The sequence below is a fragment of the Bradyrhizobium sp. IC4060 genome (assembly GCF_020193715.1).
Taxonomy (GTDB): Bacteria; Pseudomonadota; Alphaproteobacteria; order Rhizobiales; family Xanthobacteraceae; genus Bradyrhizobium; species Bradyrhizobium yuanmingense.
Genome location: NZ_JADYVJ010000003.1, coordinates 554,288 through 575,478 on the forward strand (window position 1 = coordinate 554,288; position 21,191 = coordinate 575,478).

The following is a 21,191-nucleotide window of genomic DNA, read 5'->3' on the forward strand; positions in this document are numbered from 1 at the left end:
CTTATTTGACTTCGTCATTCCGGGATGGCCCGAAGGGCCAGGCCCGGAATCCATTTCGCCTCAGCGTATGGGCCCGATGGATTCCGGGTTCGCGACTTCGTCGCGCCCCGGAATGACGGTGGAAAGATTGCCCTCCCCGCGGTCGCGGAGAGGTGGCAGATCACAGCCCCAGCACCGCCTTGGCGATGATGTTGCGCTGGATCTCGTTGGAGCCGCCGTAGATCGAGACCTTGCGGTTGTTGAAGTAGCTCGGCGCGATCTGGGCGGTCCAGTCCATGGCTTCGTTCGAGCCATCGTCGCCGTGCACGTCGTAGGGCGCGGCGAACGGGCCGATCACTTCCATCAGCAGCTCGGTGGTGGTCTGCTGGATCTCCGAGCCCTTGATCTTCAGCACCGAGGAGGCCGGATTGGGCTTGCCCTTGCCGTGCTTGCCTTCGTCGGCGACGACGCGCAGCTGGGTGAGCTCGAGCGCCTTCAGCTCGATCTCGCAGGCCGCCAGTTTCTCGCGGAAGGCGGGATCCTGGATGATCGGCTTGCCGGCGGATTCGACCTTCGAGGCCAGATCCTTGATGCGGCGGATGCGCTCCTTGGAGACGCCGACGCGGGCGATGCCGGTGCGCTCATTGCCGAGCAGGAACTTGGCGTAGTCCCAACCCTTGTTCTCCTCGCCGATCAGGTTCTCGTAGGGAACCTCGACGTCATCGAAGAAGACCTCGTTGACCTCACGGCCGCCGTCGATGGTCTGGATCGGGCGAACGGTGACGCCCTTCGACTTCATCGAGAACACGATGAAGGAGATGCCCATCTGCTTCTTGGCGTTGTTGTCGGTGCGGCAGAGGCAGAAGATCATGTCGGCGTGCTGGGCGAGCGTGGTCCAGGTCTTCTGGCCGTTGATGATCCATTTGTCGCCACGGCGCTCGGCCTTGGTCTTGAGCGAGGCGAGGTCGGAGCCGGAGCCGGGCTCGGAAAAGCCCTGGCACCACCAATCGTCGACATTGGCGATGCGCGGAAGATATTTCTTCTTCTGCTCCTCGTTGCCGAAGGTGTAGATGACGGGGCCGACCATGCTGACGCCGAAGGCGAGCGGCTGCGGCGCCGGATAGGACTGCAGCTCCTCGTTGAAGATGTAGTGCTGCACGCTGGTCCAGCCGGTGCCGCCATATTCCTTCGGCCAATGGCTGACGCCCCAGCCCTTCTTGTTGAGGATGCGCCACCACGTCACCATCTCGTCCTTGGAGAGGTGACGGCCCTCGACCAGCTTGCGCCGCGTATCCGGCGGCACGTTGTCGCGGAAGAACTGCCGCACTTCGTCGCGAAACGCCTGCTCTTCTCTAGTGAATGCGAGATCCATTGGATCCTCCTGTGAAACGTTACTTCATTTTCGTCATTGCGGGGGCATCGGCAGCGCGAATCCCGGACGACGGTTTCTGCTGCTGGCGCAATTCGTGGCGCGACAATTTGCCGACCGGCGTGCGCGGCAGGTCGTCAACGAACTCGACCGCGGCCGGCAATTCGTGCTTGCCGAGCTTGCCGGCAAGCTGCGCGCGCAATTCGTCGAGCGTGAACGGCTTTGCCTCGGGCCTCAATTTGATGAAAGCCTTGGCTGCCTCGCCGCGATAGGGATCGGGAATGCCGAGCACGATCACCTCATGCACGCCCGGAATGGTGTAGATCGCCTGCTCGATCATCTGCGGGTAGACGTTGAAGCCGCCGGAGATGATCATGTCCTTCTTGCGGTCGACCAGGAAGAAATAGCCGTCGGCATCGACATAGCCGATGTCGCCGGTGAGAAAGCGGCCATCGACGAAGGCTTCCGTGGATCCCTCCGGCTTGTTCCAGTAGCCCTTGGTGACGTTCGGGCCCTTGATGCGGATCTCGCCGATCTCACCCGGTGGCAGCACGCGCCTGGGATCGTCGAGCGCGACGACGTCGAGCTCGATGCCGGGCAGCGTCAGGCCGATCGAGCCCGGTTTCTCGGGGCCCTCGGGCGGATGGCCGGTGCCGGGCGAGCAAGTCTCGGTCATGCCCCAACCGCTCTTCAGCTTCTTGCCGACCTTGCGCTCGAAGAAGCTCGCGATCTCCACCGGCAGCGGCGCGCCGCCGGAGCCGATGGTGACCAGCGAGGAGAAGTCGCGTTTGTCGAGATCGGGCAGCGCGGCGATCGCGATCCACATCGTCGGCACGCCTGGGAAATACGTCGCACGCTTGACCTCGATGTCGCGCATCACGGCTTCGACGTCGAAGCGCTGATGCAGCGAGATCAGATTGCCGCGGCGGAGCGAGGACAGCAGCACCACCGTGAGCGCGTAGATGTGGAACAGCGGCAGCACGCAGATCACGCGCTCGATTGTCTCGCCGCGGGCGGCGCGGGCCGGCCTGCCCCAGACGTCGTAGATCGACACCGCCGAGGTGAGATTGCCGTGCGTGAGCATCGCGCCCTTCGGCAGGCCGGTGGTGCCGCCGGTATATTGCAGCAGCGCGACGTCGTCGGCCGCAACGACTGGCCATTGCGCAGGCGCGGTGGCGCCCTCGACGAACGCCTTGAAGGTAACGATGCGGGGATCGTCAGGGATCGCCGCCTGCGGCGTGCCGACCTTGCCCCAATGATCGTCCTCGCAGACGACGAGCTTGTCTATCAGGCCCTTCTCCAGGAATTTCAGCGCGGTCGGCAGCAGGGCCTGGAGGTTGGAGGTGACGAGCAGGCGCGAGCCGGAATCGGTGATCTTGTGCGTCAGCGCGATCTCCCCGTCGAGCGGCGACAGATGCGCGACGCGGCCCCCGGCCTTCAGCGCGCCGAAGAAGCTGACGGGGTGATCCGGCGTGTTGCCGAGGAACAGCGCGACCGAGCTGTTCCTGCCGATGCCTTCGCGCAGGAACGCTGCGGCGGCGCGATCGGCCAAGCTTGCGAGCTCGGTGTAGCTGATGGGCCGGTCGCGGAATTCCAGCGCGGTGCGCGGGCCGAAATCGGCGGCGGCCTTTGCGAGAAGGTCCGGCAGCGTGCCCTGGACGATGGGGTCGTCCCACCGCACGCCCTCGGGATAAAACTGTTCGCCGGGATGGGTCATTTTCCTGATTGCTCGAGCGAACAACTAACACAGACCGTCATTCCGGGGCGCGACGAAGTCGCGAGCCCGGAATCCATAACCACCAGCTGGGGTTATGGATTCCGGGCCTGCGCCTTGCGGCGCATCCCGGAATGACGAAGGTTGGGACGAAGCCCCGATCACGCTGCTTTAGACTCCGCAGCCAGCGAGGCGAACGTCTTGCCCTCCGCGGCGAGCTTCTTCAGCAGCGGGGCGGGCTCGAGGCTGGGGTCGTTGGTCTCCTTGGCGTAGAAGGCGAGGCGATCGGCGATGTGCTTGAGGCCGACGCTGTCGGCCCAGTACATCGGGCCGCCGCGGTAGATCGGCCAGCCATAGCCGTAGAGCCAGACCACGTCGATGTCGCTGGGACGGGCGGCGATGCCCTCCTCCAGGATCTTCGCACCCTCGTTGATCATCGGATACATCATCCGCTCGAGGATCTCCTCGTCGCTCACGACGCGCTTCTTGCGGCCGAGACGAGCTAAGGTCTCGTCGATCAGCTTCTCGACATCAGGATCGGGCAGCGGTGCACGGGAGCCCGCTTCGTACTTGTAGTAACCCTTGCCGGTCTTCTGGCCGAAGCGACCGGCTTCGCACAGCGCGTCCGCGATCTCGGACTTGATGCCGCGGTCTTTCCGCGAGCGCCAGCCGATGTCGAGGCCGGCGAGATCGCTCATCGCGAACGGGCCCATCGGCATGCCGAACTTGGTGACGACGGCATCGACCTGCTGCGGCAGCGCGCCCTCGAACAGCAGCTTCTCGGACTGCTTGCCGCGCTGGGCCAGCATTCGGTTGCCGACGAAGCCGTCGCAGACGCCGACCACGGCCGGCACCTTCGCGATTTTTCGCGCGATGGTCACCGCAGTCACCAGCGCATCCGGCGCGGTCTTGTCGGCGCGCACGATCTCGCACAGCTTCATGACGTTCGCCGGCGAGAAGAAGTGCATGCCGAGCACGTCCTGCGGACGCTTGGTCGACTTCGCGATCTCGTCGATATTGAGATACGAGGTGTTGGAGGCGAGCACGGCGCCCGGCTTGGCGTACTGGTCGAGCTTGCCGAACACCTCCTTCTTGACCGCCATGGTCTCGAACACGGCCTCGATGACGAGATCGGCATCGCCGACATTCTCGATGCCGACGACGCCGTTGATCAGCGCCATGCGCTTGGCGGGCGCATCGGCCGGGATGCCGCCGCGCGCGGCGGTCGCTTCCCAGTTCTTCTGCATCACGCCCATGCCGCGCTTGAGCTGCTCCTCGCCGGTCTCGATCAGGGTGACGGGAATGCCGGCATTGGCGAAGGACATCGCGATGCCGCCGCCCATGGTGCCGGCACCGAGAATGGCGACGCGGTTCACCGGCCGCGGCTTGGTGCCTTCAGGAACGCCGGCGATCTTGTTGGCCTCGCGCTCGGCGAAGAAGGCGTAGCGCTGCGCCTTGGACTGGTCGCTGGCGACGAGCTTGAGGAAGCCCTCGCGCTCCTTCTTCAGGCCTTCGTCGAACGGCAGGTCGATGGCGTAGCCGACGGCATCGGCGGCGGCGAACGGCGCCTCGAGGCCGCGCGACTTCTTGGTCATGGCCGCGACCGCATTGGTAAAGATCGAGCGGTCGGCCTTGGCGGCTGCGAGCTTGGAATCGTCGTCGCGCAGGCGGCGCAGCGGGCGCTTCTCCGCGAGCAGCTTGCGCACGAAGGCCTCGCCGCCGGAGGCCGGACCCTCGACGATCTCCTCGATCAGGCCGTTCTTCAGCGCCTCCGCCGCCCCGATCGGGTCGCCGCCGACGATCATCTTGACCGCAAGCTCCGGGCCCACCGCACGGGGCAGGCGCTGGGTGCCACCGGCGCCGGGCAGAAGTCCGAGCTTCACCTCGGGCAGGCCGAGCTTGGCCTCTTTCACCGCGACGCGGAAATGGCAGGCCAGCGCGACCTCGAGGCCGCCGCCGAGCGCGGTGCCGTGGATCGCGGCAACGACCGGCTTGGGCGAGTTTTCGATCTCGGACAGCACGTCGTTGAGCGCGGGCGGCTTCGGCGGCTTGCCGAACTCGGTGATGTCGGCACCGGCAATGAACGTGCGGCCGGCGCAGGTCAGCACGATGCCCTTGATGGCGGGATCGGCGATCGCGGCTTTGATGCACTCGAGGATGCCGCCGCGGACTGCGGCACTCAGCGCATTGACCGGCGGGCTGTTGACCGTGACGATCCCGACTTCATCATGACGCTCAAGCTTGACCACTTCGCTCACGGTGTCCCTCCTTGGTGGGGATTTACATTTATTCGATTTCGCATTGCGGAATTTAATTCCGCATCTTGACGGCAGGGTTATTTTGAAGCACGGACGTTGTCAACGACTCCGCGCAAGAAGCAGATCAGGGATGAAGCGTACAGGAAAGAAGACCGCGACCGATCGGAATTTCGTCGTCGCGCTTTCCCGCGGACTGGAAGTATTGCGCGCGTTCCAACCCAATGACGGCCTGCTGGGCAATCAGGAGATTGCGTCCCGCACCAATCTGCCCAAGCCCACCGTGTCGCGACTGACCTACACGCTGACCAAGCTTGGCTATCTGACGCCGGTTCCCCGCTTCGAGAAGTACCAGCTCGCCCCGGCAGCGATGTCGCTCGGCTACGCGGCGCTGGCCAATCTGGGCGTTCGGCATTTGTCCGAGCCGTTCCGCGAAGAGGTGATGCGCGCGACCGGCGGCGCCGTCGCCGTCGGCGGCCGTGACCGCCACAGCATGATCTATTTCGGGCAGAGCCGCGGCAGCGAGACCGTCGGCGTTCAACTTGACGTCGGCTCGCGCGTGCCGATTGCAACCAGCGCGATGGGCCGCGCCTATTTCTGGGCACTCGATGACGAAGGTCGCGCCGAAGTGTCGCGCATCCTGCGCGAACATTACGGCAGCCGCTGGCCGAAGATGCGCGAGGGCTTGGAACGTTCCGGCGAGACGGTCGCGAAATACGGCTTTGCGATTTCGGTCGGCGATTGGCACGACGACATCGGCGCCGCCGGCGTCGCGCTCAAGCTCAACGACGGAACCGGGCCTTACGCATTCAATTGCGGCGCGCCCGCATTCCGTTTCACGGAAGAGCGTTTGATCAACGACATTGGACCGCGTCTCTTAGCGATGGTAAGGAACATCGAGGCGGCGCTCGGGGGTCTGATGCCGCATTCAAAAAAAGACATCAGCAAAAAGCTGAAATCAGGAGGAAAAGTTGCGCGTGTGGCCGAGGGATTCAGATAGCCTTTGTCATCATCGGGAGCGGCTCGCATCGCCCCATCGCTCACTGAACGACGTGAGCGAGACGAGATGACGCAGGCACAGCTCGCGCAGGGTACATCGCCCCTGCTCGCGGTTCGCGACGTCAGCGTCGTGTTCGGCGGCATCGTCGCGCTCAACGGCGTGTCCTTCGACATGCACAAGGGAGCCATCCTCGGATTGATCGGCCCGAACGGCGCCGGCAAGACCACGCTCTTCAACTGCCTGTCGCGGCTGTACCAGCCGTCGTCCGGCGACATCTTGATGGACGGCGTGAGCATCCTGACGCGGCCGCCGCACCGGATCGCCGAGATCGGCATCGGCCGCACCTTCCAGAACGTGGCGCTGTTTCCGAACCTTTCGGTGATGGACAACGTCCGCGTCGGCGCCCATTCGAAGACCTCGAGCGACATTATCAGCGATTCCCTGAAGCTTGCCTGGGTCCGGCGCAGCGAGACCAGCATCAACAAGAAGGTGCACGAGATCCTTGCTTACCTCGACCTCGAGGACGTCGCCCATACCGTCGTATCCGGCCTACCGTTCGGTACGCAGAAGCGGGTCGAGCTGGCGCGTGCGCTGGCGGCCGATCCGAAGATCCTGCTGCTCGACGAACCCGCCGGCGGCCTCAACCACGAGGAAGTTCATGTGCTCGGCGATCTCATCCGCAAAATCCGCGACGAGCGCCATATGACCGTGCTCCTGGTCGAGCATCACATGGGCCTCGTGATGTCGATCGCCGACCACGTTGTCGCGCTGAATTTCGGCAAGAAGCTCGCGGAAGGCACGCCCGCCCAGGTGCAGGCGGACCCGGACGTCATCAAGGCCTATCTCGGGAGCAAGGATCAATGACGCCACTGCTCAACGTCAAGGACCTGCGCGCTTATTACGGCCAGGTCCAGGCGCTCCATGGCCTGTCCTTCTCGCTCAACGAGGGCTCGCTCGTGACGCTGCTGGGCGCCAACGGCGCCGGCAAGACCACCACACTGCGCGCGATCTGCAACATGGTGCGCTCCACCGGCGGCGTCGAGTTCGAAGGCAAGCCGCTGAACAACCGTTCGACCGAGAGCATCGTGCGGTTCGGCATCGCCCACGTGCCGCAGGGCCGCGGCACCTTTACCAACATGACGGTGGAGGAGAATCTCCAGCTCGGGGCCATTACCCGCAAGGACCGCGCCGGCATCGTCTCCGACATCGAGCGCATGTACGCGCATTTCCCAGTGTTGAAGCAGCGCCATACCCAGCAGGCCGGCACGCTCTCCGGCGGCGAGCAGCAGATGCTCGCGGTCGCCCGCGCGCTGATGCTGCGACCGCGGCTGATGCTGCTCGACGAGCCCTCCTTCGGCCTCGCGCCGCTGGTGGTGCGCGACCTGTTCGGCATCCTCGGCAAGATCAACCGCGAGGACAAGGTCTCGATCCTGGTGGTCGAGCAGAACGCCCAGCTCGCGCTCGAGCTCGCCGACCAGGCCTATGTGATCGAGACCGGGCGCATCGTGATGTCGGGCAAGGCCAAGGACATCGCGAACAACGAAGAAATCCGCAAATCCTATCTGGGTTACTGAGGGAGCCGGCACAATGGAGCTGTTCACCAACCAGGTCCTGGCCGGCATCGCCACGGGGGCGATCTATGCCTGCATGGCGCTCGCCGTGGTCATGATCTACCAGGCCATCGACCATCTCAACTTCGCGCAAGGCGAGATGGCGATGTTCTCGACCTTCATCTCATGGCAGCTGATGCAGTGGGGCGTGTCTTATTGGGCTGCCTTCCTGATCACGCTGGCATTTTCTTTCGTTGCCGGCATCGCGATCGAGCGCATCCTGTTCAAGCCGCTCGTCAAGGCGCCGGTGCTCACCAACGTCGCCGGCTTCATCGCGTTGTTTGCGATCATCAACTCCTCGGCGGGCCTGATCTGGGACTTCACGATCAAGCAATATCCGACCCCGTTCGGCTCCGCACCGTTCCTCGGCAGCCAGCTGATCTCGACGCACCAGGCCGGCATGATCGGCGTCACCGTGGCGCTGCTGCTCGCGCTCTATTTCTTCTTCCAGTACACGCGCATCGGCCTTGCGATGCGAGCCGCAGCGTCGGTGCCCGAATCGGCCCGCCTCGTCGGCATCAACACGAGCTGGATGATCGCGCTCGGCTGGGGCATGGCGACCGCGATTGGCTCGATCGCCGGCATGCTGATCGCACCTGTCGTATTCCTCGAGCCGAACATGATGGGCGGCGTGCTGATCTACGGCTTCGCCGCGGCGGTGCTCGGCGGGCTGTCGAGCCCGTTCGGCGCCGTGGTCGGCGGCTTCCTGGTCGGCGTGTTCGAGAATCTCGCCGGTACCTACATCCCCGGCGTCGGCAATGAGCTGAAACTCCCGATCGCGCTCGCGCTGATCATCTCCGTCCTGGTCGTCAAACCCGCTGGTCTGTTCGGCCGGCATATCGTCAAGCGAGTTTGATCATGAGCGCAGCAGAAGAAGTCGTCGCCGAGGGCCACGAGGCGGTCGAGGCGGTTCCGAAGCGGGCCATGACGCTGGGCACCGGCACCTCGCTGGTGGTGCTGGCGGCGCTGTTGATCGTGCCGATGTTCGTCAAGAACTTCATCATCTTCCAGATGACGATGCTCCTGATCTACGGGCTCGCGGTGCTGGCGCTGAACATCCTGACCGGCGGAAGCGGCCAGTTCTCGCTCGGCCAGAGCGCGTTCTACGCCGTCGGCGCCTATGTGTCCGCGGTCCTGATGGAGCATGCCAACGTCAACTACGCGCTGACCATTCCGATCTCCGCCGTGATTTGCTTCGGATTCGGTTACCTGTTCGGCAAGCCGGCGCTGCGGCTGTCGGGCATCTATCTCGCGCTCGCGACCTTTGCGCTCGCGACCGCGATGCCGCAGTTGCTCAAGCTGAACTTCCTCGAGCACTGGACCGGCGGCGTGCAGGGCCTCGTCGTCACCAAGCCGGACGCACCGTTCGGCTTGCCGATGTCGCAGGACATGTGGCTGTACTACTTCACGCTCGCCGTGACGGTCGCGATCTACATCTTCTCGGTGAACCTGTTGCGTTCCCGCTCGGGCCGCGCCTTCATGGCGATCCGCGACAACGAGATCGCGGCCTCCTCGATGGGAGTCAACGTCGCGCTGTACAAGACGCTGGCTTTCGGCGTGTCCGCCGGCATCACCGGCGTTGCCGGCTCGCTCGGCGCCATCGCGGTGCAGTTCGTCGCGCCCGACAGCTACACCATCACGCTCGCGATCTCGCTGTTCCTCGGCATGGTGGTCGGCGGCGTCGGCTGGCTGCCCGGCTCGTTCGTCGGTGCGGCCTTCATCATCTTCGTGCCGAACATGGCGGAGAGCATCTCCAAGGGCCTCTCCGGCGCGGTATTCGGCGTGCTGCTGTTCCTCGTCATCTACCTCGTGCCGCACGGCGCAAGGCAGGTCGCGATCCTGGGCCAGCAACTCGTCGGCAAGCTCAGGAAGAACTGAAGACCCGTTGAATTAACCAAGGAGACCGAATTGTATTTTGGAAGAACACTGCGAGCCGCCGCGCTGATCACGGCAACGGCGGCCATCACTCTCACCTCCGGCGCTGCACTCGCCCAAAAGAAATACGACACCGGCGCGTCCGATACCGAGATCAAGATCGGCAACATCATGCCGTACAGCGGTCCGGCGTCGGCCTATGGCATCATCGGCAAGACCGAAGAAGCCTATTTCAAGATGATCAACGACAAGGGCGGCATCAACGGCCGCAAGATCAACTTCGTCACCTATGACGACGGCTATTCGCCGCCGAAGGCCGTCGAGCAGGTCCGCAAGCTGGTCGAGAGCGACGAGGTGCTGGTCGTTTTCAATCCGCTCGGCACGCCCTCGAACAGTGCGATCCAGAAGTATCTCAACTCCAAGAAGATCCCGCAGCTCTTCGTCGCGACCGGCGCCACCAAGTGGAACGACCCGAAGAACTTCCCCTGGACCATGGGCTGGCAGCCCTCCTACCAGAGCGAAGCGCAGATCTACGCGAAGTGGCTGATGAAGGAGAAGCCGGACGCCAAGATCGCGATCCTCTACCAGAACGACGATTTCGGCAAAGACTACCTCAAGGGCACCAAGGACGGCCTCGGCGCCAAGGCCTCGTCCATGATCGTCATGGAGGAGAGCTACGAGGTCTCCGAGCCGTCGATCGACGGCCATATCGTCAAGATCAAGGCCGCCAATCCCGACGTGCTGCTGATCTACACCACGCCGAAGTTCGCGGCCCAGACCATCAAGAAGACCGCCGAGCTCAGCTGGAAGCCGCTCCAGATCCTCACCAACGTGTCGATCTCGGTCGGCAGCGTGATGAAGCCGGCTGGCTTCGAGAACGCGCAGGGCGTGCTGTCGGCCGCCTACGCCAAGGACTCCACGGATCCGCAATGGGCCAACGACCCAGGCATGAAGAAGTGGAACGAGTTCGTCGACAAGTACATGCCGGGTGCCGACAAGTCGGACACCAGCATGGTCTACGGCTATGGCGCCGCGTCGACGCTGGCCAAGGTGCTGGAGATGTGCGGCGACGATCTCACTCGCGCCAACATCATGAAGCAGGCCGCCTCGTTGAAGGACTTTGCCCCGGATACGCTGCTGCCCGGCGTCAAGATCAACACCAGCGCCACCGACTTCGCTCCGATCGCGCAGCTGCAGATGATGCGCTTCAAGGGCGAGAAGTGGGAACTGTTCGGCGAGATCATCAGCGGTGACGTCGCCTCCGAGTGACGCGTGACGCGATGATCGAGGACGAGGAGCCCCCGCGGACAGTCGCGGGGGCTTTTTGTTGACGACAGGCGCCAATCTTGTTCAATGCGATCGATCCATCCCGGGGTAGGAGAGCAATGGCCGCCGTTCGTTCCCAGGTTGCGACGCTCTGGGCCGCGCTTGCCTTGTGCACTGCAATGAGCGGCGAGGCGCTGGCGCAGAAGAAATACGACAGCGGCGCGTCCGATACCGAGATCAAGATCGGTAACATCATGCCCTACAGCGGTCCGGCCTCCGGCTATGCTGCGATCGGCAGGACCGAGGAAGCCTACTTCAACAAGATCAATGCCGAGGGCGGCATCAACGGCCGCAAGATCAGATTCATCTCCTATGACGACGGCTATTCGCCGCCGAAGACGGTGGAACAGGCGCGAAAACTGGTCGAGAGCGACAACGTGCTGCTGATCTTCGGCTCGCTCGGCACCTCCACCAACAGCGCCATCCGCAAGTACATGAACGAGAAGAAGGTGCCGCAATTGTTCGTGGCGAGCGGCGCCTCGAAATGGAACGACCCCAAGCAATATCCCTGGACCATGGGCTGGCAGCCGAGCTACGTCAGCGAGGCCCGGATCTATGCCAAATACATCATGAAGGAGAAGCCAAACGGAAAGATCGGCGTGCTCTACCAGAACGACGATTTCGGCAAGGACTATCTAAACGGGTTGAAGGAGGGCCTCGGCGCCAAGGCTTCGATGATCGTGCGGGAGGAAGCCTACGACACGTCCGATCCCGCAATCGACGAGCGAGTCGTGAAGCTGAAGGCGGCCGGCGCCGATATCTTCATCAGCCTCACCAACCAGAAATTCGCCGCGCAGGGAATCAAGAAAGCCGCGGAGATCAACTGGCATCCGATGCACATCATCTCCAACGTCTCGGCTTCGGTCAGCGGCGTATTGGAGCCGGCGGGCATTGAAGTCTCGCAAGGCATCCTGTCGGCGACCTACACCAAGGACGGCTCCGACCCGCAGTGGAATGCCGACGACGGCATGAAGAAGTTCTACAGTTTCCTCGCGCAATACGAGCCCAGGGCCAACAAGCTCGATGCCGGCGTCGTGTACGGCTATGCCGCCGCACAGACCATCGTGAAGGTGCTGCAGATGTGCGGCGACGATCTCACCCGCGAGAACGTCATGAAGCAGGCCGCCAGCCTGAAGGACTTCGCACCCGACACGCTGCTGCCAGGCATCAAGATCAACACCGCGCCCGACGATTTCGCCCCGATCGAGCAGCTGCAGATGATGCGCTTCAAGGGCAGGAAATGGGAGCTGTTCGGCGACATCATCTCGAGCGAGATGAGCCACTGAACGACGCAATTCAAAATAGCCGCCTTCTCGTAAAGCAACTCAAGCGGTGAGTTTGCCCCGCAAAAAGAATCTCACGCGCCGGAATATTCAGCACCGCCTTCGACGAGATCGCCGCCTGCGCGAGGCCCGTGCAGGCGTTCTTCTTGCTGACGGCCGTGGATAGGTATTGAATGCGTGACGGAGCGACGCGCAACGATCGCTCCCAATAAGAACAAACGACACATTCAATCCTGTCCAGGGAGATCAAAATGCCTGCAATGCATGTGCGATTGGGGGCCTTCTCGGCTGCCCTCGTGCTAGCTGCCACGCTGTCCACGACAGCGCTCGCGCAGAAGAAATACGACACCGGCGCATCCGACACGGAGATCAAGATCGGCAACATCATGCCCTATAGCGGTCCCGCGTCCGCCTACGGCGTGATCGGCAAGACCGAAGAGGCCTATTTCCGCAAGATCAACGCAGAAGGCGGCATTAACGGCCGCAAGATCAACTTCATCACCTATGACGACGCCTATTCCCCGCCGAAGACCGTGGAGCAGGCGCGCAAGCTGGTCGAGAGCGACGAGGTGCTGCTGATCTTCAACTCGCTCGGCACCCCGCCGAACTCGGCGATCCAGAAGTACATGAACCAGAAGAAGGTTCCGCAGCTGTTCGTCGCCACCGGCGCCACGAAGTGGAACGACCCGCAGACCTTCCCGTGGACGATGGGCTGGCAACCCAACTACCAGATCGAGTCGATCATCTACGCCAAGTACATCCTGAAGAACCATCCGAACGCCAAGATCGCCGTGCTCTACCAGAACGACGATTACGGCAAGGACTATCTGAAGGGGTTCAAGGACGGGCTCGGAGCCAAGGCCGCCTCGATGATCGTCATCGAGGACAGCTACGAAGTCTCCGAGCCGACCATTGACTCCCACATCGTCAAGATGAAGTCGACCAACGCCGACGTGTTCTTCAACATCACGACGCCGAAATTCGCGGCACAGGCGATCAAGAAGAACGCCGAGATCGGCTGGAAGCCGCTGCACTTCCTCAACAACGTCTCGGCCTCGATCGGCAGCGTAATCAAGCCGGCCGGATTCGAGAACGCGCAGGACATCATCTCGTCGCAATATTTCAAGGATCCGACCGACGCGCAGTGGAAAAACGACAAGGCGATGATCGCCTGGAACGAATTTCTGGATAAGTACTATCCGGAAGCGAACCGCGCCGATGCCTCGGTAATGTACGGCTACATCGTCGCCCAAGGCCTCGTTCACGTGCTCAAGGCATGCGGCGACAATCTGACCCGCGACAACATCATGAAGCAGGCCGCCAACATCAAGGACTTCGAGCCGGCGGGCCTGTTGCCGGGCATCAAGGTCAACACCTCGGCCACCGACTTCGCGCCGCTGTCGCAGCTGCAACTGATCCGGTTCAAGGGCGAGCATTGGGTGCCATTTGGCGAGGTGCTGAGCGGCGACGTCGGCGGCTGACCATTAACCACTTGCTCAAGATGTAGCCAAATCGAGTAAAGACGCAGCCCCTGCGGCCATGCCGCAGGGGCTTTTCCTTGAAGCGTTCAGGCAAATCGTATTGAATTGCGGCCGCGTCGCGAAGAAAAACGAGACAAGAAAAGGGACGCACACACAAAGAAAAACAGGGAGATTGGAATGCCTGCTGTCACCGGCAAGCTTGCGGCCGCATCATTGGCGCTCGCGCTCATAGCGGCCTCGGCCTCAACCGCAACGGCCCAGAAGAAATACGATACCGGTGCGACCGACACCGAGATCAAGATCGGCAACATCATGCCCTACAGCGGACCGGCCTCCGCCTACGGCATCATCGGTCGCACCGAAGCCGCCTATTTCAAGAAGATCAACGAAGAGGGCGGCATCAACGGCCGCAAGATCAATTTCGTCTCATACGACGACGCCTACTCGCCGCCGAAGACGGTGGAGCAGGCGCGCAAGTTGGTCGAGAGCGACGAGGTGCTGCTCGTCTTCAACTCGCTCGGCACGCCGCCGAACTCCGCGATCCAGAAATACATGAACTCGAAGAAGGTGCCGCAGCTGTTCGTCGCCACCGGCGCTACCAAGTGGAACGATCCGCAGAACTTCCCGTGGACCATGGGCTGGCAACCCAACTACCAGAGCGAGACGCAGATCTACGCGAAATACATCCTCAAGGCCATGCCGAACGCCAAGATCGGCGTGCTCTACCAGAACGACGATTACGGCAAGGATTACCTGAAGGGCCTGAAGGACGGCTTGGGGGCCAAGGCCGCGAGCATGATCGTGCTGGAGGAAAGCTACGAGACGTCGGAGCCGACCATCGACAACCACATCGTCAAGCTGAAAGCCACCGGCGCCGACGTCTTTATCAACATCACCACGCCGAAGTTCGCGGCGCAGGCGATCAAGAAGATCTCCGAGATCGGCTGGAAGCCGACCCACTTCCTCAACAACGTCTCGGCCTCGGTCGGCAGCGTGATCAAGCCCGCCGGCTTCGAGAATTCGCAGGACATCATCTCGGCCGCCTATCTGAAGGACGTCTCCGATCCGCAGTGGAAGGACGACGCCGGCATGAAGGCGTTCCTGGAGTTCATGACGAAGTACTTCCCCGAGGGCGACAAGCTCGACGGCGGCACCATCGTCGGCTACGGCGTCGCGCAGACGCTGGTCGAAGTGCTGAAGAAATGCGGCGACAATCTCACGCGCGAGAACGTCATGAAGCAGGCGGCGAGCCTGAAGGACTTCCGCACCGAAGTGCTGCTGCCCGGCATCAAGATCAGTACCGGGCCGAACGACTTCGCACCGATCAGCTCGCTGCAGCTGATGAAGTTCAAGGGCGACAAGTGGGACCTGTTCGGCGAGGTGATCAGCGCCGACGCCGGGGGCTAGAAGCTTCAAAGCCCAGACGACGAGCCCCCTGCGCTGATCGCGCAGGGGGCTTTTGCTTGTGTAGCAATTATGATCACGCGATTGCACAATCGAATGACGGCGAAGGCGCTTACGCTTTGGCACACGATGCGGTAGGCAGATGGCGGCGACCTCCTCGCCGCCAGTCCAGTCTGCGCAAGGCCATTGTCCATGACCGACCGACGCCCCCTGCTCCGCGCGCTCTACGACGCGGCCGTCGCCGCCGCCCATCCCGAAATGGTGCTGGCCCCTCACCTGCGACCTGCGCCCAGGGGGCGCGTGATCTGCCTCGCGGCCGGCAAGGGCGCCGGCGCGATGGCCGCAGCCGCGGAGCGGCATTATCTCGATGCGCTGGGATTGGCGCCGGAGCGCCTCGTCGGCATCGCCACCACGCGCCACGGCTACGGCGTGCCGACGCGCAGCATTCGCGTGGTCGAGGCCGGTCATCCCGTGCCTGACGAAGCCGGCCTGAAGGGCGCGGCCGACACGCTCGCACTCGCGGGCGAGGCCGGGCCGGACGATCTCCTGCTGGTGCTGCTCACCGGCGGCGGCTCGGCCAACTGGATCGCGCCGGTGGACGGCATCAGCTTCGCGCAGAAGCAGGCGGTCAACAAGGCGCTGCTGCGCTCGGGCGCGCCGATCGGCGAGATGAACGTCGTGCGCAAGCACCTGTCGCGGATCAAGGGCGGCCGCCTCGCCCGCGCTGGCGGCAACGCCGCGGAGATCGTGACGCTCGCGATCTCCGACGTGCCGCATGACGATCCGTCCGCGATCGCCTCCGGCCCCACCGTGCCCGATCCGAGCACGCTGGCGGATGCGCGCGCGATCGTGGCGAAATACAGGCTCGACATCGACGATGCGGTGCGCCGCGCGCTCGACGATCCCAACAACGAGAGCTGCAAGCCGGGCGACGCCGCCTTTGCGCGCGCCTCGTTCGAGCTGATCGCGCGGCCCAAGCAGTCGCTGGACGCGGCGGTGAAGCTTGCGCGCGAGGCCGGCTACGAGACCATCGATCTCGGCGCCGATCTCGAAGGCGAGGCGCGCGAGGTCGCCGTCGATCACGCCAGGCTGGCGCTTCAGGCACGCAGCCAGGGCAAGCGCGTCGCGATTCTCTCCGGCGGCGAGCTCACGGTCACCGTGCGCGGCAACGGGCGCGGCGGGCCGAACCAGGAATACGCGCTGGCGCTGGCTTCGCTCTTGAAGGACACTTCCGGCATCGCGGCGCTGGCCGGCGACACCGACGGCGCCGATGGCGGCGCCGGCCACCCGACCGACCCCGCCGGCGCGCTGATCGATGCGGCGACGTTCGCGAAGATGAAGGCGCTGGGGCTCGAGCCGCAGGCCTATCTCGCCAACAACGACGCCACCACGTTTTTCGAGGCGACCGGCGACCTGCTACAGCCTGGACCGACGCTGACCAACGTGAACGACATCAGGGTGATTTTGGTGGATTGACGTTCGCTTACCCTCCCCTGGAGGGTAAGAGTCAAAACTCGTTGGCGATCTTCGCGAGCATCCCGATCAGGGCTTCGCGGTTGGCCTGGCCGAGCAGGTCGTTCAGCCGGGCCTCGTGCTTGGTGGCGACGAGCTTCTTGGCGCGCGCCAGCACGGCCTTGCCCTTGTCGGTCAAGACCAGGATGTGCGAGCGGCGGTCGTTGGTGGAGCGGATCCGCGCGCAGAGGTCGCGGCTCTCCAGATTGTCGAGCATGGCTACGAAGTTCGGCCTGAGGATGCCGAGCGTGGAGGCGATCTCGGTCTGGTTACGGCCGGGGTTCTTCTCGACCAGCAGCAGCACCGAGAACTGCGCCGGCGTCAGCTGGAGCGAGGCCATGCAGCGCAGAAAATTCTCGAACACCTTGAGCTGCGCACGTTTCAGGACATAGCCGAGCTGCTCGGAAAGCTCGCCGAGCTGGAGGGCCTCCGCCTGCGGCTCGCCTGCCTCCTTGCGGCCCTTGGCCGCGTCGGCCGGTTTGTCGGAGGACTTTTCAGCGGTTTTGGAAACGGTCATCGCCTCGTGCTCGTAATCCCGCTAAATTCCGGGGCGGGTCGTTCCCACCCTTGAAGTTATATTTGATAATTGTTATGGACCATACCAAATATCGCCTGCGTTTTTCAATGGCTGTGAGCGGACCGTCCACCGCAATCGAGGGGACCGGTCCGGATTAGGGGGAGCGTCCGGTCTTGAATACCACCATCATGCTGTTCCTGGTGCAGGACGGCATCACCAATGGCGCGATCTATGCGCTGCTCGGCCTGGCGCTGGTGCTGGTGTTCGCCGTCACCCGCGTCATCCTCATTCCCCAGGGCGAATTCGTCACCTACGGCGCGCTGACCTATGCCTCGCTGGCCGCCGGCCAGATGCCGGGCACGGCAAAGCTGGCGCTGGCGCTCGGCATCGGCGCCTTCGTCTTCGACCTGTTCGTGGCGCGCAAGGCGCTGCACGGGCGGCTGGTCGTCCGCAGCTTCATCGCCAACGTCGTGCTGCCCGCGATCGTGTTGGCGCTGACCCTGTCCCTCGCCGCGCAGAAGGCGCCGGTCGCGGTCTGCATCGCGCTGTCGCTGGTGATCGTGGCGATGATCGGCCTCTATCTCTATCGCATCGCCTTCCAGCCGCTGGCGCACACTTCGGTGCTGGTACTGCTGATCGCCTCGGTCGGCGTCCACCTCGCGCTGCAGGGCCTCGGCCTGTTGTTCTTCGGCGCCGAAGGCCAGCGCGGGCCTGCCGTGCTGTCCGGCGCCTTCACCGCCGGCGCATTGCGCTTCACCGGCCAGAGCATCACCGTCTATGCCATCACCATCGCCTTCATCGTCGCCCTCTGGCTGTTCTTCGGCCTGACGCTCTACGGCAAGGCGCTGCGCGCGACCGCGGTCAACCGGCTTGGGGCGCGGCTTGCCGGCATCCGCACCACGCTGTCGGGCCAGATCGCCTTCCTACTGGCCTCCGTGATCGGCGCGCTCTCGGGCATCCTGATCGTGCCGATCACGACACTGTATTACGACTCCGGCTTCCTGATCGGGCTGAAGGGCTTCGTCGCCGCGATCATCGGCGGCCTCGTCAGCTATCCCCTCACCGCCGTCGCGGCGCTGGTGGTCGGCATCGTCGAGGCGTTCTCGTCCTTCTATGCCTCCAACTACAAGGAGGTGATCGTCTTCATGCTGCTGATCCCCGTGCTGCTGCTGCGCTCGCTCGCCGCGCCCGCGGTCGAGGAAGAGAAGGACTGAGCCCGATGCAGAGCCGGCTTCCCATCCTCGTCTTCGCGATCCTCATGGCGGCGATCCCGCTCATCCCGGGCGTGCCCCCGTTCTGGATCGTGCTGCTCGACAATATCGGCCTTGCCGCGCTGGTCGCGATGGGCCTCGTGCTGCTGACCGGCGTCGGCGGCCTCACCTCGTTCGGGCAGGCCGCCTTCGTCGGTTTCGGTGCCTACACCACCGCCGTGCTGACGACGGCCTATGGCCTGTCGCCCTGGCTGACGCTGCCGCTGTCGCTCGTGGTCAGCGGCTCGCTCGCGGTGCTGCTCGGGCTGATCACCGTGCGCCTCTCCGGCCATTACCTGCCGCTCGGCACGCTCGCCTGGGGGCTTGGGCTGTTCTACCTGTTCAGCAAGCTGGAGTTTCTCGGACGCAACGACGGCATCTCGGCGATCCCGCCGCTGTCGATCGGTACCTTCAAGATGCTCTCGCCCGGCTCGATCTATTACGCGATCTGGGTCGCCGTGATCCTCTCGGCCCTGCTGACGATGAACCTCTTGGACTCCCGCACCGGCCGCGCCATCCGCGCGCTGCGCCGCGGCCATGTCGCCGCCGAAGCGTTCGGCGTCCACACGCCGCGCGCAAAGCTCCTGGTGTTCATCCACGCCGCGGTGCTCGCGGGCCTGTCCGGGTGGCTCTACGCCCATCTCCAGCGCGCCGTGAACCCGACGCCGTTCGGCGCGCATATGGGCATCGAATATCTCTTCATCGCGGTGGTCGGCGGCGCCGGCTATGTCTGGGGCGGCGTGCTGGGCGCGGCGATTGTCGTGATCCTGAAAGAGGTGCTGCAGAGCTATCTGCCGCTGATCCTGCCGGGCTCCGGCCAGGTCGAGACCATCGTGTTCGGCATCATGCTGGTGGCGCTGCTGCAGCTTGCGCCCGGCGGCCTCTGGCCCTGGCTGATGTCGTTCTTGCCCGAGCGCACCGACGGCAGGAAGCCGGACACCTCGCTGAAGCTGGAGCATCGCACCCGCGCGCCTGCCGAGACCGGCGTCCTGCTTCAGGTCGAGAAGGCGCGAAAGCAGTTTGGCGGCGTGGTCGCGGTGAACAACGTGTCCTTCGACGTGCAGGCCCGCGAGATCGTCGCGCTGATCGGCCCGAACGGCGCCGGCAAGAGCACGACCTTCAACCTGATCACCGGCGTGCTGTCGGCAACCTCGGGCTCGATCTCGGTGCTCGGCAGGAAGGTCGACAACGCGCCGCCGCAGGAGATCGTCAAGCTCGGTATCAGCAGGACCTTCCAGCACGTCAAGCTCGTCCCCGACATGACCGTGCTGGAGAACGTCGCGATTGGCGCACATTTGCGCGGCCATTCCGGCCCAATCTCCTCGATGCTGCGGCTCGACCGCGCTGACGAGGCCAAGCTGCTCGCAGAGGCCGCCCGCCAGATCGAGCGCGTCGGCCTCGCCGAGCAGATGCACCAGCTGGCAGGCTCGCTCTCGCTCGGCCAGCAGCGCATCGTCGAGATCGCCCGCGCGCTCTGCGTCGATCCGATGCTGCTGCTGCTGGACGAGCCGGCAGCCGGACTGCGCCACATGGAAAAGCAGCGGCTGGCAACACTGCTCCGCGAGCTGCGCGACGGCGGGATGTCCGTCCTTTTGGTCGAGCACGACATGGGCTTCGTGATGAACCTTGCCGACCGCATCGTGGTGCTCGATTTCGGCACCAAGATCGCGGAGGGCACGCCGGCGACGATCAAGACCAATCCCGAAGTGATCAAGGCCTATCTCGGAGTGGCGGCATGAGCACGCTGTTGTCCGTCACCGACGCGCATGTCGCCTATGGCAAGGTCGAGGCGGTGCGTTCGGTCTCGCTCGAGGTGGGCGCCAACGAGATCGTCACCATCGTCGGCGCCAACGGCGCCGGCAAGACCACGCTGCTCTCGGCCATCATGGGCATCCTGCCGCTGAAGGGCCGCGTCGCCTTTGCCGGGCAGGATCTCGCCCGCCTCGACATCGAGGACCGCGTCGCGATGGGGCTCGGTCTCGTTCCCGAGCATCGCGAATTGTTCGTGACCATGAATGTCGAGGACAATCTCGAGCTGGGCGCGTTCCGGATCGAGCGCAGCAAGGCCAAAGCCTCGATGGAGCGGGTCTATGCGCTGTTTCCGCGGCTCAAGGAGCGGCGCAAGCAGCTCGCCGGCACGCTCTCCGGCGGCGAGCAGCAGATGCTCGCGATGGGCCGCGCGCTGATGGGCGAGCCGAAGCTCCTGATGCTGGACGAGCCGAGCCTGGGCCTTGCCCCGATCATCGTCGCCGACATTTTCCGCATCGTCACCGAGCTCCGCGCCGCCGGCGTCTCCGTGCTGCTGGTCGAGCAGAACGCGCAGGCCGCGCTGAAGATCGCGGACCACGCCTACGTCATGGAGCTCGGCGAGTTCGTGCTCAGCGGCAAGGCCAGCGACATCGCCGCCAACGAACGGGTGGCCGCGAGCTATCTCGGCTTCCAGCACGAAGGCGAAAGTGCGATTTAGCGATTCAGCGCTCTTCTTCCCTTCTCCCCTTGTGGGAGAAGGTGGCGCGAAGCGCCGGATGAGGGGTTCTCTCCGCGCGTGAGACCGTCCGAGAGGATAGAACCCCTCACCCGGCTTCGATGCTTCGCATCGAATCCACCCTCTCCCAC

17 protein-coding genes are annotated in these 21,191 nt (G+C 64.0%); 13 read left to right on the plus strand and 4 right to left on the minus strand.

What is annotated here, in order from left to right; genetic code table 11:
* Nucleotides 1–160: 160 nt before the first annotated feature.
* From pimC to I6F16_RS14465, 3 genes are all read right to left on the minus strand, one after another.
* On the minus strand, nt 161–1,351 hold the full coding sequence (gene pimC / locus I6F16_RS14455) for a pimeloyl-CoA dehydrogenase large subunit (RefSeq protein ID WP_035997966.1): 1,191 nt from the start codon (nt 1,349–1,351) through the stop codon (nt 161–163).
* A 19-nt stretch (nt 1,352–1,370) separates the two neighbouring features.
* The gene (pimA, locus tag I6F16_RS14460; protein ID WP_225111659.1) at nt 1,371–3,065 is read right to left on the minus strand and encodes a dicarboxylate--CoA ligase PimA; all 1,695 of its coding nucleotides are present in this window, start codon (nt 3,063–3,065) and stop codon (nt 1,371–1,373) included.
* A 158-nt stretch (nt 3,066–3,223) separates the two neighbouring features.
* The gene (locus I6F16_RS14465; protein WP_225111658.1) at nt 3,224–5,320 is read right to left on the minus strand and encodes a 3-hydroxyacyl-CoA dehydrogenase NAD-binding domain-containing protein; all 2,097 of its coding nucleotides are present in this window, start codon (nt 5,318–5,320) and stop codon (nt 3,224–3,226) included.
* 130 nt (nt 5,321–5,450) lie between these two features.
* Between I6F16_RS14465 and I6F16_RS14470 the strand changes: the two genes are divergently transcribed.
* The 10 genes from I6F16_RS14470 (at nt 5,451) to I6F16_RS14515 (ending at nt 16,772) form a co-directional block, all read left to right on the plus strand.
* Nucleotides 5,451–6,317: an IclR family transcriptional regulator gene (locus I6F16_RS14470; protein WP_035997958.1), complete on the plus strand. Its 867-nt coding sequence runs from the start codon at nt 5,451–5,453 to the stop codon at nt 6,315–6,317.
* A 66-nt stretch (nt 6,318–6,383) separates the two neighbouring features.
* The gene (locus I6F16_RS14475; RefSeq protein WP_035997955.1) at nt 6,384–7,181 is read left to right on the plus strand and encodes an ABC transporter ATP-binding protein; all 798 of its coding nucleotides are present in this window, start codon (nt 6,384–6,386) and stop codon (nt 7,179–7,181) included.
* The gene (locus I6F16_RS14480; RefSeq protein WP_035997952.1) at nt 7,178–7,891 is read left to right on the plus strand and encodes an ABC transporter ATP-binding protein; all 714 of its coding nucleotides are present in this window, start codon (nt 7,178–7,180) and stop codon (nt 7,889–7,891) included. The genes I6F16_RS14475 and I6F16_RS14480 overlap by 4 nt, the downstream gene beginning before the upstream one ends.
* 13 nt (nt 7,892–7,904) lie before the next feature.
* Nucleotides 7,905–8,783, plus strand: a complete 879-nt coding sequence (locus tag I6F16_RS14485) for a branched-chain amino acid ABC transporter permease (RefSeq protein WP_035997949.1) — start codon at nt 7,905–7,907, stop codon at nt 8,781–8,783.
* Nucleotides 8,784–8,785: 2 nt separating this feature from the next.
* The gene (locus tag I6F16_RS14490) at nt 8,786–9,805 is read left to right on the plus strand and encodes a branched-chain amino acid ABC transporter permease (RefSeq protein WP_036021517.1); all 1,020 of its coding nucleotides are present in this window, start codon (nt 8,786–8,788) and stop codon (nt 9,803–9,805) included.
* A 30-nt stretch (nt 9,806–9,835) separates the two neighbouring features.
* Nucleotides 9,836–11,071, plus strand: a complete 1,236-nt coding sequence (locus tag I6F16_RS14495; RefSeq protein WP_036021515.1) for an ABC transporter substrate-binding protein — start codon at nt 9,836–9,838, stop codon at nt 11,069–11,071.
* Between the two features lie 116 nt (nt 11,072–11,187).
* Complete coding sequence (locus I6F16_RS14500) at nt 11,188–12,414, plus strand: ABC transporter substrate-binding protein (protein ID WP_225111657.1); 1,227 nt, start codon at nt 11,188–11,190, stop codon at nt 12,412–12,414.
* Nucleotides 12,415–12,662: 248 nt separating this feature from the next.
* Nucleotides 12,663–13,892, plus strand: a complete 1,230-nt coding sequence (locus I6F16_RS14505; protein WP_225111656.1) for an ABC transporter substrate-binding protein — start codon at nt 12,663–12,665, stop codon at nt 13,890–13,892.
* 177 nt (nt 13,893–14,069) lie between these two features.
* Complete coding sequence (locus tag I6F16_RS14510; protein WP_035997932.1) at nt 14,070–15,299, plus strand: ABC transporter substrate-binding protein; 1,230 nt, start codon at nt 14,070–14,072, stop codon at nt 15,297–15,299.
* A 189-nt stretch (nt 15,300–15,488) separates the two neighbouring features.
* On the plus strand, nt 15,489–16,772 hold the full coding sequence (locus I6F16_RS14515) for a glycerate kinase (RefSeq protein ID WP_225111655.1): 1,284 nt from the start codon (nt 15,489–15,491) through the stop codon (nt 16,770–16,772).
* 31 nt (nt 16,773–16,803) lie between these two features.
* On the opposite strand, the gene I6F16_RS14520 is transcribed toward I6F16_RS14515, so the two are convergent.
* Complete coding sequence (locus I6F16_RS14520) at nt 16,804–17,325, minus strand: MarR family transcriptional regulator (RefSeq protein WP_057028185.1); 522 nt, start codon at nt 17,323–17,325, stop codon at nt 16,804–16,806.
* A gap of 173 nt (nt 17,326–17,498) precedes the next feature.
* Here I6F16_RS14520 and I6F16_RS14525 point away from each other — a divergent pair, with 173 nt between their 5' ends.
* Genes I6F16_RS14525 through I6F16_RS14535 form a run of 3 tightly spaced genes read left to right on the plus strand, consistent with a single transcriptional unit; the run spans nt 17,499 to nt 21,042 of the window.
* Nucleotides 17,499–18,539 (plus strand): branched-chain amino acid ABC transporter permease, encoded by a 1,041-nt coding sequence (locus I6F16_RS14525; RefSeq protein WP_225111654.1) that lies wholly within the window; start codon nt 17,499–17,501, stop codon nt 18,537–18,539.
* A gap of 5 nt (nt 18,540–18,544) precedes the next feature.
* Nucleotides 18,545–20,314 carry a branched-chain amino acid ABC transporter ATP-binding protein/permease gene (locus tag I6F16_RS14530; protein WP_225111653.1) on the plus strand — a complete coding sequence of 590 codons (1,770 nt, stop codon included), beginning with the start codon at nt 18,545–18,547 and terminating at the stop codon, nt 20,312–20,314.
* The gene (locus I6F16_RS14535) at nt 20,311–21,042 is read left to right on the plus strand and encodes an ABC transporter ATP-binding protein (RefSeq protein WP_225111652.1); all 732 of its coding nucleotides are present in this window, start codon (nt 20,311–20,313) and stop codon (nt 21,040–21,042) included. Before I6F16_RS14530 ends, I6F16_RS14535 begins: the two co-directional genes overlap by 4 nt.
* Nucleotides 21,043–21,191 lie beyond the last annotated feature (149 nt).